16 protein-coding genes are annotated in these 13,484 nt (G+C 43.1%); 5 read left to right on the forward strand and 11 right to left on the reverse strand.

Annotated features, from left to right (window positions below; genetic code table 11):
• Window positions 1–15: 15 nt before the first annotated feature.
• Complete coding sequence (locus tag ACFPRA_RS06700; protein ID WP_239388963.1) at window positions 16–297, reverse strand: Fpa/YlaN family protein; 282 nt, start codon at window positions 295–297, stop codon at window positions 16–18.
• Between the two features lie 190 nt (window positions 298–487).
• Here ACFPRA_RS06700 and ACFPRA_RS06705 point away from each other — a divergent pair, with 190 nt between their 5' ends.
• Window positions 488–988: a peptidyl-prolyl cis-trans isomerase gene (locus ACFPRA_RS06705; RefSeq protein WP_381431968.1), complete on the forward strand. Its 501-nt coding sequence runs from the start codon at window positions 488–490 to the stop codon at window positions 986–988.
• Window positions 989–1,000: 12 nt separating this feature from the next.
• Entirely contained in the window at window positions 1,001–1,204 is a 204-nt protein-coding gene (locus tag ACFPRA_RS06710; protein WP_381431970.1) for a YlaI family protein, read from the forward strand.
• Window positions 1,205–1,240: 36 nt separating this feature from the next.
• Here the strand turns inward: ACFPRA_RS06710 and ACFPRA_RS06715 are convergent, their stop codons facing one another.
• On the reverse strand, window positions 1,241–1,585 hold the full coding sequence (locus ACFPRA_RS06715; protein ID WP_381431972.1) for a YlaH-like family protein: 345 nt from the start codon (window positions 1,583–1,585) through the stop codon (window positions 1,241–1,243).
• A 67-nt stretch (window positions 1,586–1,652) separates the two neighbouring features.
• Window positions 1,653–3,494, reverse strand: a complete 1,842-nt coding sequence (gene typA, locus ACFPRA_RS06720; RefSeq protein ID WP_381431974.1) for a translational GTPase TypA — start codon at window positions 3,492–3,494, stop codon at window positions 1,653–1,655.
• 157 nt (window positions 3,495–3,651) lie between these two features.
• On the opposite strand from typA, the gene ACFPRA_RS06725 reads away from it, so the two are divergent.
• A complete protein-coding gene (locus ACFPRA_RS06725) occupies window positions 3,652–3,837 on the forward strand; it encodes a YlaF family protein (RefSeq protein WP_381431976.1) in 186 nt (61 codons plus the stop codon).
• Between the two features lie 57 nt (window positions 3,838–3,894).
• On the opposite strand, the gene ACFPRA_RS06730 is transcribed toward ACFPRA_RS06725, so the two are convergent.
• Window positions 3,895–4,689, reverse strand: a complete 795-nt coding sequence (locus ACFPRA_RS06730) for an inositol monophosphatase family protein (RefSeq protein ID WP_381431978.1) — start codon at window positions 4,687–4,689, stop codon at window positions 3,895–3,897.
• Between the two features lie 112 nt (window positions 4,690–4,801).
• A complete protein-coding gene (locus ACFPRA_RS06735) occupies window positions 4,802–4,999 on the reverse strand; it encodes a hypothetical protein (RefSeq protein ID WP_381431980.1) in 198 nt (65 codons plus the stop codon).
• A gap of 302 nt (window positions 5,000–5,301) precedes the next feature.
• Between ACFPRA_RS06735 and ACFPRA_RS06740 the strand changes: the two genes are divergently transcribed.
• The gene (locus ACFPRA_RS06740; RefSeq protein WP_381431982.1) at window positions 5,302–5,919 is read left to right on the forward strand and encodes a YktB family protein; all 618 of its coding nucleotides are present in this window, start codon (window positions 5,302–5,304) and stop codon (window positions 5,917–5,919) included.
• Between the two features lie 356 nt (window positions 5,920–6,275).
• Here the strand turns inward: ACFPRA_RS06740 and ACFPRA_RS06745 are convergent, their stop codons facing one another.
• The 6 genes from ACFPRA_RS06745 to ACFPRA_RS06770 all read right to left on the reverse strand — a co-directional run bounded on the left by ACFPRA_RS06745 (window position 6,276) and on the right by ACFPRA_RS06770 (window position 12,628).
• The gene (locus ACFPRA_RS06745; RefSeq protein WP_381431984.1) at window positions 6,276–6,554 is read right to left on the reverse strand and encodes a UPF0223 family protein; all 279 of its coding nucleotides are present in this window, start codon (window positions 6,552–6,554) and stop codon (window positions 6,276–6,278) included.
• A gap of 303 nt (window positions 6,555–6,857) precedes the next feature.
• Window positions 6,858–8,270: a dihydrolipoyl dehydrogenase gene (lpdA, locus tag ACFPRA_RS06750; RefSeq protein WP_381431986.1), complete on the reverse strand. Its 1,413-nt coding sequence runs from the start codon at window positions 8,268–8,270 to the stop codon at window positions 6,858–6,860.
• A 4-nt stretch (window positions 8,271–8,274) separates the two neighbouring features.
• Entirely contained in the window at window positions 8,275–9,597 is a 1,323-nt protein-coding gene (locus ACFPRA_RS06755; RefSeq protein WP_381431988.1) for a dihydrolipoamide acetyltransferase family protein, read from the reverse strand.
• A 27-nt stretch (window positions 9,598–9,624) separates the two neighbouring features.
• Window positions 9,625–10,602, reverse strand: a complete 978-nt coding sequence (locus ACFPRA_RS06760) for an alpha-ketoacid dehydrogenase subunit beta (protein ID WP_381431990.1) — start codon at window positions 10,600–10,602, stop codon at window positions 9,625–9,627.
• A 3-nt stretch (window positions 10,603–10,605) separates the two neighbouring features.
• On the reverse strand, window positions 10,606–11,721 hold the full coding sequence (pdhA, locus tag ACFPRA_RS06765) for a pyruvate dehydrogenase (acetyl-transferring) E1 component subunit alpha (RefSeq protein WP_381431992.1): 1,116 nt from the start codon (window positions 11,719–11,721) through the stop codon (window positions 10,606–10,608).
• A 283-nt stretch (window positions 11,722–12,004) separates the two neighbouring features.
• Window positions 12,005–12,628: a YkyA family protein gene (locus ACFPRA_RS06770; protein ID WP_381434776.1), complete on the reverse strand. Its 624-nt coding sequence runs from the start codon at window positions 12,626–12,628 to the stop codon at window positions 12,005–12,007.
• A 194-nt stretch (window positions 12,629–12,822) separates the two neighbouring features.
• Between ACFPRA_RS06770 and def the strand changes: the two genes are divergently transcribed.
• Window positions 12,823–13,380, forward strand: a complete 558-nt coding sequence (gene def, locus ACFPRA_RS06775) for a peptide deformylase (RefSeq protein ID WP_381431994.1) — start codon at window positions 12,823–12,825, stop codon at window positions 13,378–13,380.
• Window positions 13,381–13,484 lie beyond the last annotated feature (104 nt).

The following is a 13,484-nucleotide window of genomic DNA, read 5'->3' on the forward strand; positions in this document are numbered from 1 at the left end:
GTTTGAGTTTTTAACTTACTTCTTCGTATATAATTCGTGCAGAACGTTCATTTCCTTCTCCAGTAACGAAAGGATTTCGTTCCCTTTTGAACGTTCGATAAGACCAAGCTTCACCGCAAAATCGATCTCGCGCGCAAGGCCATACATTTGCGTGTCCAACACCTCTTCATAGAGAGGGCATTGCGGCATCGTCAAATGGTCCATTTGCACTTTTATCAATTGTGCGATCTTATCTGCATCTGCCTGTAGTTGTTTCAAGGCTTTTTCTTGATATGTTTCTTGCAATTCTATATCCATGAGGACGCCCCCATCAACCTATTATTTCTGAATGGTCATTATGAATAAATTGTATCTTTTGAACCCGGAAATTGCAAGTGTTACCTTTTTTATTTTAGAGAAAAGAGTAGCAAAAACTTTTCTTAACTGCTACTAAACGTTATACTGAAATGAAAAAGTACTTTATCAAGACAAGTAGGGGGATATCATTTTGGAGTCAATTATTCCGATTAAAGGAAATGTACAGCATCAAATTACACTCGATCCGACTGTTTGGATATTCGATGATCGCCGGATCGATTTAGAAACTTTTTTCACAGCAGATTACGTCGAAAAGGACGAAATTGAAGAGTATAAAAGGGATATGGGTGCACATTGGTCACGTGAAATCATGGAAGGTGCAACATTTCCACCAACGCTAAAAAGTGAAAAGAAATATGAAAAAACAAGGATGCTTACAGGAACATTCGGCATGCTCCTGAAACATTTTGTCCAAAATGCAAAACCTGCCCAAGATGCGCGTACACTTATACTTGAAACATCGGATGGTCAAGAACACACCTTCCCGATTGCCCAAGCAGATGAACTCGTCTTAAAATTTAGCGAAAAAGGAAAGCCGATTCTTGAAAACGGCCCCGTCTATGTCCTTTTCAAAGACGGTTCAAATCTCAAAGATCCAATCCGCAACGTCAATGCGATCAGAATCGACTAAGGAGTGATTTCAATGCGAGTGAAGTGCGTCATATGCGATGAAATCGGCCAACTACCTGACGATGCACCTTTAGCAAAAAAATTAAGGAATCGTCCGATACATACCTATATGTGCGACTCCTGTAACGAGCGGATCACGACGAAAACAATTGCCCGGCTCGCAACCGGGAACTTCGTTTTCCACCGAAGCTCACATCCCGTTGAAAAAGATTTTTAAATAGGACATGCTTCTAAATTAAAGAAGAAGGCCCTGTCACCTCACGACAGGGTCTTCTTCTTTGTCTTTATATTCATTCATCCGACGGACTCGATAAATGATCAAGATCAGTGCTGCAACGATCAGTCCTTCTACAATCGGAAGATAAATTGCAAAAAACGTCAATATTATACATCCTAAAAAAAGAAAAATATAAACGACAACATTTTGCCAAAACTTTATTTTCCTAGCAAACCCAAGCTTAAATACAATGGCCGAAAGGATGAAAACAACAGCAAATAACAATATTCCAGTCGCAGAAGATGAAGTCATTTCATAAATCATACGTGCAATTGGTGACATTGCTTCGATTGCTTCTGCATCCCCGATAGTACCATTCATTTAGCACATTCCCTTCTAATCCCAGCGATTGTACGCATTCTTTTTTATAGCTACTTATTACTATAAATCATTCCGCAGTTTTTTTCTTCTTTTGAACCCGTTCACGCTCGTTCTTATCAAGAATTTTCTTACGAAGTCGAATCGATTCCGGTGTCACTTCACAGTACTCATCATCATCCAAATATTGCAATGCTTCTTCAAGTGACATAATACGCGGCTTTTTCGTTGTCACAGTTTGATCTTTCGTTGCGGAACGAACGTTCGTCGCCTGTTTCGCTTTCGTCAAGTTGATCGTCAAATCATTTTCTCGCGTATTTTCTCCTACAATCATACCAGCATAAATGTCTGTTCCCGCTTCCACAAACATCGTACCACGATCTTCCAGCTGCATGATACTGTATGGTGTAGCAGTTCCATTCTCCATCGATACAAGGACACCGTTCCGACGACCGCCAACTTTCCCTTTCGCCATCGGCTTATACGAATCGAACGTATGGTTCATGATTCCGTATCCTCTTGTCATTGTCAGAAATTCTGTCGAATAACCGATAAGCCCGCGTGCGGGTACAAGGAAAATGAGTCGGACTTGTCCATTTCCGTTATTGATCATATCAAGCATTTCACCTTTACGCTCACCGATCGACTCGATAACGGAACCTGTATGTTCTTCCGGGATATCGATCTGCACGCGTTCAACCGGTTCTGAACGGACACCATCGATTTCTTTGACAATGACCTCCGGTTTTGAAACTTGTAGCTCATAGCCTTCGCGTCTCATATTTTCAATTAAGATGGAAAGATGCAATTCTCCGCGCCCAGAGACGACCCAAGCATCCGGTGAATCTGTCGGATCAACACGTAGGGACACATCTGTCTGCAATTGCTGTTCAAGGCGTTCTTCGATCTTTCTGGCCGTCACCCATTTCCCTTCCTTGCCGGCAAACGGACTGTTATTGACAAGGAATGTCATTTGAAGTGTCGGTTCATCAATATACAATTCGGGCAACGCTTCAGGATGATCGACAGGACAAATCGTTTCCCCGACATCGATATTTTCCATTCCGGAAACCGCTACGAGGTCACCTGCAAACGCTTCTTCGATATCTACGCGCTTCAATCCAAGGAACCCGGACATTTTCGTCACGCGGAAGTTTTTCAAGGAGCCGTCCCGCTTCATAACGGAAACTTGCTGCCCGACTTTCATCGTTCCGCGGAAAATACGACCGATGCCGATACGACCGACATAATCACTATAATCCAATAACGATACTTGGAACTGTAACGGTTCTTCACGATTATCAATCGGTGCAGGAATGTGCTCGATGATCGCATCATAGAGAACGCGCAATGTATCTTCTTGTTCAGCAGGATCAGGGGATAGGCTAGCCGTCCCGTTAAATCCAGATGCATAGACGACCGGGAATTCCAGTTGCTCATCATTGGCATCCAGTTCGATGAATAACTCCAATACTTCATCGACAACTTCCTCAGGTCGCGCAAACTCGCGGTCAATCTTGTTGACAACAACGATCGGCTTGATATTTTCTTCAAGCGCTTTTTTAAGGACAAAACGGGTTTGCGGCATGCATCCTTCATACGAATCGACGACGAGAATGACGCCGTCCACCATTTTCAAAATCCGCTCCACTTCTCCACCGAAGTCTGCGTGTCCAGGTGTATCCAAAATGTTGATTTTTGTATCTTTATAGTGAATGGCTGTATTTTTTGCGAGAATAGTTATCCCGCGCTCACGTTCAATGTCATTCGAATCCATTGCACGCTCGTCCACTTGCTCATTTGAACGAAAAATACCTGATTGCTTCAAAAGCTGGTCGACAAGTGTCGTTTTTCCGTGGTCGACGTGTGCGATAATTGCTATATTCCGTAGATCATTACGTTTATTTGTCATGGTTTCACTCCATTTGTCTTTTTTCAGTTGGTTAACTGTGTTATTATAGCACATGAGGAGACAATTCAAAAACATTTTTATTTCAACGAGCAGACGCCTTCAATTCTGCCGAGTCGATTATGTCAAAACAGGTTTGATGAATAATGGAGGGATTTTCTTGAAAGACATTAAATGGATTTTTGTTTTCTATTCGCTAGCTGCGGTCGCCTCGATGTGTGCGATCGGCGTTTCTGTCGCCATTGCAAGTCCCCTTTTAGCCATTTTCGCCATCGTCGCTCTGATCTTCGTTATGGGCAATGGCTTCAAAACGAAAAAACGGATGCGGGAACAAGGTCTACTATAGGATTTCAGAAAAAAGGACTGCTCAGAATGCTCAATGATCCTTCTACAGTCCTTTTTCTTATTGTTTCAACTTAATGTAGTTTGTCAATAAGTCCCGATGCAAACCCGGTCGGGCAACGATAAATGGCTCTTGACCAAGCAAGCCTGGCGCCTCGCCTTTCAAATTGGTCGCCACTGCTCCGACCTCCTGTGCGATCACGATGCCTCCTGCGATATCCCACGGCGACAAGCGCATCGATACGTATGCATCCAACCTTCCCGCAGATACATGGGCCAACTCGATAGCTGCAGAGCCGTATGATCTCGTCCCTCTACACGCTTTCACCAACTCAATCACTTTCTCATTGTCGATGTGACGATTCGGCGCAACCCAGCTCGCGTTAATGCCGATGATCGCGTCTGAAAGAGGCGTTATTTCCAATTGCGACAAACGTTCGTCATTCAAATAAGCCCCTTCACCTTTCGCCGCATGATAAAAATCATCCCCCATCACATCGTATATGTATCCTAGCATGCCGACTCCGTCGACATAAATACCAAGCGATATGGCAAAATTGCGCTTTTGATGGACAAAATTCATCGTCCCGTCAATCGGATCCAACATCCAAATGACGCCCTCTAACGATTGTACCTCATCCCCAAATCCTTCTTCACCGAGGATTCGGTGCGTCGGGAAATCCCGTTTGATCCGGTTGATGAAAAACCGTTCCACTTCCCGGTCAATATTCGTCACTAAATCATTCGCATCCGCTTTCGTTTCCACATCGATCTGTTGATAAAAAGAAACCCGTATTTGATGACCCGCTTCTTTAATGAGCGATTTCGCGTACCGGTCAATATGCCCCCAATTCATCATACATCCCCCCGATCTTTCTCTCTACAGTATAACGAAAAAGGCATCCGATTTCACATTCTTCGTTTCCGAAGGACGTGAAGGAATGCCTTTTCCGCTTAAAGGCTCGCTTTTAAGCGAAACCATTCAGAATCTCCAACTCACGGTGAAGCTCCATGAGCCTTTTATTGCTCTTTAATTTCTGTTCGGCATCATCTTCTTGAATTGCATCAAATAATGTCGCAAGTTCATAATCAAGCTCCAAATTCAACAACTTCACATATTCTTTCTCTACATCGGCTTTACGTATTACATGAACGACCTGTTTCATAATTGACACCCCTTTTCCAAATGAATGGTTTAAATTTTCAGTTACTTATAACTAAAATATGCTTGCGCGATAGCTCGCTCTAGTTATAAGCCTTGTTGTAAAGATTGTTCCCCGATTTCTGTTAAGATAAACGTGGAAATACAATTACAGCGGATGAAAACGGTAAATCATTTTTTCGAAAGTCAAGACTTTTCCACCTCTTTCATTCAATGGATTGAAACAATCCTCCAGTGCTTTACTGTATTTTTTAAAAAAAGTATTTAACAAAAAAATGTTCTTAAAATAGAAAGGTGACAGTACATATGAATTTTGAAGGCTTTGCACAAAACGACTTTGACACATTTAAGATTGAAGGGTTAGCCGAACGCATGGAGGCAATACAAGAGCGTATCCAGCCAAAATTCCGTACAATCGGTGAACCGTTGACAGAAGACCTTGCCATGATGTTGGGGAATGAAATGCATTTACATATCGCAAGACATGCGAGAAGGACAGTGAACCCACCCAACGATACATGGTTGGCAATCTGCAACAATAAGCGAGGGTACAAACAACATCCACATTTTCAGATTGGATTGTATGACGATCATTTATTCATATGGTTGGCTTTTATTTATGAATTGCCGAACAAACAAAAAATCGCTTCCACTTTCCTCGATCATATGGACGATATTGTAAAAACTGTACCTAACGACTATGTCGTATCAATGGATCATATGAAAAAAGACAAGGAGTCGATGGAAGAAATCGATCTGCATGCCGCCTTAGAAAGGTTTCGCAACGTCAAAAAAGCCGAATTTCTCATCGGTAGACATATCGCCTCAAATGATCCGATTATAAAAGACGGCCAAGCACTATATGAAGTTGTAAAAGATACGTTTGAAACACTACTCCCACTCTATACATTGTCCTATAAATGAGGTTTTTACCATAAACCAGGAAATCCTTCAGCCTGATTGAAAACGCTTGTCACGTGGAAGGCAGGCTAAGAGCTCGACGTCCTGTCGCCACGCCTGCATGACTCGCTTCCTGCAAGCCCGCGCGACGTCGAGCGAAGACGCGAATCGAACTAGAGTTCATGAGCGGACGAGCGAATAAGGAAGGCATCCTAAGGGCGCCGCGTCCTAAAAGAAGGTGCCTTAATTTCTGCAAAGAACGCAAAAATACGGCAAATCGAACCCTCCACTGTTCGATTGGCAACGGATGCATGACCTACTTCCTGTAGGACTCAACAACGGATGCGAGCGTTTGTCAACAGGCTGAAAGGGACGCAGCGTTAAGCTCGCGTCCCTTTAATCATTTCCCCATCCATTCCTTCTTTTGCCGCTTTTACAACCCGATAGCAGGCATAGCCGCTCACTTCGTCAAATTCTTTGAAAAGCGTCTTTTCTTCAGCCATGGACGGGACAATTTTTTTAAATGCCCGATACGCTTCCATCAGCTGTTCTCTTGCAATCCCGGTTTCATATGCTTTTTCTACAGCCTCATAAAATGCAACCACTGTAATGATCTCTTCTGTCGACCAATCATGCCTAATTGGATAGCTATAATCCAAACTGTCTCACTCCGTTCCGAATTTCTTCCGATACCATTTTGATTTTAACACATTTATCTTCATTCAGCAGAAGACTCCCGCCTCTATAGGTGTTGAGATGAATGCTGGTTTTGGTTACCTGTTCAACGGGTATTCAAACACCTGCTGATCGAAGATAAAGCCTCCACTCGCTAGAACTAACTGCAACGTTCTTGTAGCACGTTTCGGCGATATTCGAGGGATAACTCTCAAACAATACTAAAAACCGTCTACAAAGCATGCTAGATGCTTTGTAGACGGTTTTAACATAACAAAGATAGATTATTATTTTGAAATCATATGAATCGGCTTACCAAGCGCAACTTCTGCAGCTTCCATGGAAATTTCACCCAATGTTGGATGCGCATGAATAGTCATTGCGACATCTTCAAGCGTCATACCCGCTTCAACAGCAAGGCCAAGTTCAGCGATCATATCGGAAGCATTTTCCCCGACAATTTGCGCACCAAGAAGAAGTCCATCTTCTTTGCGTGCAACAAGCTTAACAAAACCTTCAGTCGCATCCAGTGCAAGCGCACGGCCGTTTGCCGCAAATGGGAATTTGCCAGCTACTACGTCATAACCTTCTTCTTTTGCCTGTTGTTCGTTCAAACCGACAGACGCAAGTTCAGGATCTGTGAAGCAGACAGCAGGGATCGCCAAATAGTCGACTTCAGATTTTTCACCAGCAATCGCTTCAGCAGCCACTTTCGCCTCGTAAGAAGCTTTATGCGCAAGCTGGAGTCCTGGTACGATATCACCGATTGCGTAGATATTCGGAATGCTTGTACGGCATTGTTTGTCAACTTCGATCAGACCGCGTTCAAGGAACTTGACACCCAATTCTTCAAGACCAATCTCATCTGTATTCGGACGACGACCAACCGTAACGAGCACATAGTCCGCTTCGACTTTCTTTTCCTCGCCTTTCGCTTCATAAGTGACTGTTACACCTGTATCTGTTTCTTCGACACCTTTAGCAGATGCTTTTACAACAACTTCGACACCTTTTTTCTTTAAGCCTTTTTTGACGATTTGTGTCATTTGTTTTTCAAAGCCAGCAAGGATATCGTCCGCTCCTTCGATAATCGTCACTTCTGAACCAAGGTTCGCATAAGCAGAACCAAGCTCAGTTCCGATGTATCCGCCACCGATGACTACGAGTTTAGCAGGTACTTCAGTAAGGTTCAATGCACCCGTCGAGCTAAGAACGCGATTAGAAAATTTGAATGTCGGAATTTCAACAGGGCGTGAGCCAGTTGCGATAATTGCGTTATTAAATTTATATGTCTGTGCAGAATCTTCTTTGATAACGCGAACTGTGTTGCTATCGACGAAGTATGCTTCGCCTTCTACATAATCCACTTTGTTACCTTTAAGAAGACCTGAAACACCACCAGTCAACTTACTGACAACACCGTCTTTGAATGCTTGTGATTTTGCGAAATCCAGCTTCACTTCACTTGCAGTAATTCCCATTGAATCGGAGTTTTTAGCATTTGCATAGCGATGTCCAACAGCAATTAGCGCTTTGGAAGGAATACATCCTACGTTCAAGCACACGCCACCTACAGTACCTTTTTCCACAACTGTAACTTTTTGACCCAATTGTGCTGCACGGATTGCCGCAACATATCCTCCTGGACCTGATCCTACTACGAGCGTATCAATTTCGATTGGAAAATCCCCTACTACCATGATCTCACGCCTCCATTAATAATAATTCTGGATTACCGAGCAATTTCTTCAAATGATTCAACGCTTGTTGTCCTGTCGCTCCATCTATCACTCGGTGATCGAACACCAATGATAATGCTAACATAGGTGCCGCTACAATTTCACCATTTTTTACGATAGGTTTTTCCGCAATTCGACCAATTCCTAGAATAGCGACTTCCGGATGGTTGATAATCGGCGTAAACCATTGTCCACCTGCCGATCCGATATTCGTGATCGAGCAAGACGCACCCTTCATTTCATTTGGAGACAGTTTTCCATCTCTCGCTTTAACAGCCAATTTGTTTATTTCATCTGAAATAGCAAATACTGATTTGCGATCTGCATGTTTAATGACCGGAACAAGTAGTCCACGTTCTGTGTCAGCAGCAATTCCGATATTGTAATAGTGCTTTTGAATAATTTCTTGTGTAGCATCGTCTAGCGATGTGTTCAACGCCGGGAATTCACGCAATGTCGAAACGAGCGCTTTTACGACATAAGGGAGATACGTTAACTTGATATCTTTTTCCGCAGCAATGTCTTTGAACTTTTTACGGTGCGCAACGAGTTCTGTCACATCGACTTCGTCAAGCAACGTCACATGTGGAGCCGTATGTTTCGAATTGACCATCGCTTTTGCGATCGCTTTTCGGATACCTGACATTTTTTCGCGTGTTTCCGGGAATTCCCCTTCAAGGTTAACCGGAGCCTGAGCAGCTGTTTCTTGTGCCACTTCTTCCGCTTGCCCACCTTCTTCAGAAACAGTAGACACCTGGACTTGTCCGCCATTCTGGAAGGATTCGACATCTTCTTTCAAGACACGCCCATTTTTACCAGTCCCTGCCACTTGACGAATATCCACACCTTGTTCTCGTGCAAATTTACGCACCGATGGCATCGCAATAATTCGACGGTTCGGATCGACATCCTCTTGAGCTTTTCCGCTTTGAGTTGCCTCTTGTTTTGGCGCTTCCTCTTTTTCGATCGATTGACCCGCTTCAGCAGTAGCTTGAACTTGAGCTTCTGTTTCAGCGCTTGCCTCTTCACCTGATGAAGCATTCTCGTAACCCGGTGCGTCTATTCGGATCAGCACATCCCCTACGACTGCAACCGTTCCTTCAGAAACAACGATTTCTTCAATTGTCCCTGTCACTGGTGATGGTATTTCCACGACCGCTTTATCGTTCTGGACTTCAAGAAGTGTGTCGTCTTCATTGATTTTGTCGCCTTTCGCAACAAACCATTTCACAATTTCACCTTCATGGATTCCTTCTCCTATATCTGGTAAACGGAATTCATATGCCACGTAATTCACCCTTTCATGTTCATTTTTTTAGAATGTCAGTACTTTTTTAGCTGTTTCAGCAATATCTTTTGCATTAGGAAGCCATGTATTTTCACCTTGCGCGAATGGATAAATTGTATCCGGTGCCGCTACGCGCAGTACAGGTGCTTCCAAACTTAAAATCGCACGCTCCGTAATTTCTGCTACAACGTTCGCAGCAATTCCGGCTTGTTTTTGTGCTTCTTGTACAACAATGGCGCGATTCGTCTTCTCAACAGATGCAATGATCGTTTCGATATCAAGTGGTTGGATTGTGCGTAAATCAACAACTTCGAGTGAATAGCCTTCTTTTTCAAGCGCTTCAGCCGCTTTTAGACTTTCCTGTACCATTGCGCCATACGCGATAACCGTCAAATCTGTCCCTTCACGTTTCACATCCGCTTTTCCAAGAGGTATCGTATACTCCTCTTCTGGAACTTCCTGTCTAAATGAACGATATAACTTCATATGCTCAAGGAAGATGACCGGATCCTCATCGCGGATTGCAGAAATTAGCAAACCTTTTGCATCGTATGGCGTTGAAGGGATGACAACTTTCAATCCCGGTTGTGAAGCTACTAGTCCTTCAAGGCTGTCCGCGTGCATTTCAGGTGTTGCTACACCGCCTCCAAATGGAGAACGAATCGTAACAGGTGCATTAAAACGACCATTGCTTCGGAAACTCATCCGCGCTAGTTGACCACTGACAGAGTCAATCACTTCGTATAGGAAACCGAAGAATTGGATTTCCATAACCGGACGGAAGCCTGTAAATGCAAGTCCGATCGCGAGTCCACCGATACCCGATTCCGCCAGCGGTGTGTCGAATACGCGCTCTTCACCAAATTCTTTTTGTAACCCTTCCGTTGCGCGGAAAACTCCGCCATTATTCCCAACGTCTTCACCGAAGACGAGGACGTTTTCATCATTTTTCAACTCTGTACGCATCGCGTCCGTAATCGCTTGAATCATCGTCATTTGTGCCATCGGTTACTTCGACTCCTTCTCTGTGTAAATGGCGAGCTGTTCTTGTAAATTGTAAGGAAGCTCACCTTTATGCATAATATTGATAAAATCGCTCACTTTTTGTTTTGGTGCAGCGTCTGCTTCTTTGATCGCTTCTTTAATTTCTTCTTTCGCGCGTTCGATTACTTCGTTTTCCTTCTCTTCGTTCCAGAGACCTTTTCCTTCTAGGTATTTACGGAAACGAATGAGCGCATCGCGTTTTTCCCACTCGCTATCCGTTTCGGATGTACGGTAACGAGTTGGATCGTCCCCAGCCATCGTATGTGGTCCGTAACGGTAACACATCGTCTCAATTAGTGTAGGTCCTTCACCATTTAATGCGCGTTCACGTGCATCACGTGTAACCGCATACACCGCCAGTGGATCCATCCCATCCACTAGGACACTCGGAATACCTGCTGCAATCCCTTTTTGCGCTAATGTTTTCGCTGCAGTTTGCAACTCGCGTGGCGTCGAAATTGCGTATTGGTTGTTTTGGACAATAAAGATCGCCGGGGAACGATATGCTCCTGCGAAGTTGATCCCTTCATAGAAATCTCCTTGAGATGTTCCTCCGTCACCTGTGTATGTCATGGCGACTGCTTTTGTGCCACGTTTTTGGAATCCTAGCGCGATACCTGCCGCTTGAATATATTGGGCGCCGATAATGATTTGCGGCGGGAATACATTGACGTTTTCCGGAATCGTTCCTCCTTGGAAATGTCCACGTGACCAAAGGAATGCTGTTGACAATGGCAATCCGTGGAAAAGCATTTGTGGTACATCACGGTAACCCGGTAACACAAAATCCTCTTTTTCAAGCGCAAAGTGTGAAGCGATTTGAGATGCTTCCTGTCCTGCTGTCGGTGCGTAGAAACCTAAACGTCCTTGGCGGTTCAATGAAGTTGAACGTTGGTCCAAAATTCGAGTGAATACCATTCGTGACATTAAGTCAACGAGTTCTTCATCTGATAAATTTGGATTTGCATCCTCATTGACAATTACGCCTTCTTCGTTCAAAATCTGGAACATTTCAAACTTCTCTTCAATCGCGTGAAGTGTTTCCACCGGATCGAACTGCTTACCTTTTTTTGCAGCCATTTCGGCACCTCTCCTTTATATCTGTATTATAAACTCTCAAATTATTAATTGGTACAACTGAATTCTTTATCAGTATACTCAATTAAAATCAAATGGTCAATCATTGTAACCTCTTGTTATTCTGCACATCCACAGTTTCTGAATAGAAAATAAACATCATTCTGTATTAACACAATCCGAAATCTGTATTGTAACAGTTATTCGTTTTGATAACGCATACATAACACAGAAAAATAGCAGGATTGAGCTCCTGCTATCTCCAATTACCCGATATGAAGTCTCGTCAATTGAATTCGATATCCTCGAGCAAAGCATTGACCCTCGTAGTCGCTTCGTTAAAGATGGAGATTGCCGATTGTACTTCTTCTTTCTGGACATTCACTTCTTTTACTTGTTCATTTAATCGCGACAATCCAGTCCGATTGTCAATCAGCATTTCATATAACTCATTTTGCAATGTAGTCAGCTTTTTATATTCGGAGACGAATGCATCATGCAACTCATATCGTTCATTTACCACTGATTTCAACTGCTCAATCATCTTTTTATTATTTTCGTCGTCATCATCCAAAACATTATCCAAATCCATTGCGGATTTCTTCGCTTCCTGAATGGACGCCTCTTCTTTTTCAAGGAAGGCTAAACGCTGACCTAACAGCTTTTTCAACTCTGCCACTTTAGCTGCCAACTCCTCTTGACGGTCTTTCGTCAGCTCCATGGTCTCGTTAAATAATTGCTGTTCTTGTTGCTCATACTCAAACACCGTCTCTTGCGCTTCCCGATAATCCATTTCCATATGATTCAGTTCATCGATCACTTTTTTCAGCTGTTCATCTGCGGAACTTCCAAAATCACATCCGGCAAGCATGGCTGAAATCACCAACACATATATGAGTTTGGGTTTCATCAAATTTATCCTCTCCTTTAATCTTTCTGCTGCGCTTGATTGTACGCATCGCCAAGTTTTTGACTTCTTTTAAAACAGGTAAAAAAATAGAGTTTTGAAATACAATATTCAATATTGTTCTTTATTCCTTTCACCTATTTTCACATTCGATTATACTATTGAATAGATACGTTTAACCGAAAGGAAGTTGTACGATGATTTTAATGGATCAAATCGTCCGTGAAGGACACCCGGCACTCCGCAAACGTGCGGAGGAGGTAAAATTCCCATTATCAGCAGAAGACCTAAAACTAAGTGAAGAATTACTTGAATATGTTAAGAATAGCCAAGATCCCGATTTAAACGAAAAGTACGGTCTTCGTCCGGGGATCGGTCTTGCCGCACCGCAAGTAAATGAATCGAAAAGAATGTTTGCACTTCATATTCCGGAAAAAGGAAAAGAGCCGATCAGCTTTGTCGCCATCAATCCGAAGATTGTCAGCCATTCTGTTGAACTCACCTATATTACGTCAGGTGAAGGATGTCTTTCAGTTGACCGGGATGTTGAAGGCTATGTACCACGGTACGCCCGCATCACAGTAAAAGCGAAAGATGTGGAAGGCAAAGAATTCAAAAAGAGATTGAAAGGTCTTCCAGCAATCGCTTTTCAACATGAATTGGATCACTTAAATGGCATCATGTTCTATGATCACATTGATCCGAAAATGCCCTATAAGGAAATTCCTGACGCTATCCCATTTGAACGTGATTGAAAATAGCAAGAAAACATTGTAGAACTAGTGAAACCTCTCTTGACGAAAGTTTCTGAAAATGCTATAATTACTCTAAGGAGTGATGTAGCCATGTACAAACGCTT

It is taken from the genome of Sporosarcina soli, assembly GCF_042655805.1.
Taxonomy (GTDB): Bacteria; Bacillota; Bacilli; order Bacillales_A; family Planococcaceae; genus Sporosarcina; species Sporosarcina soli.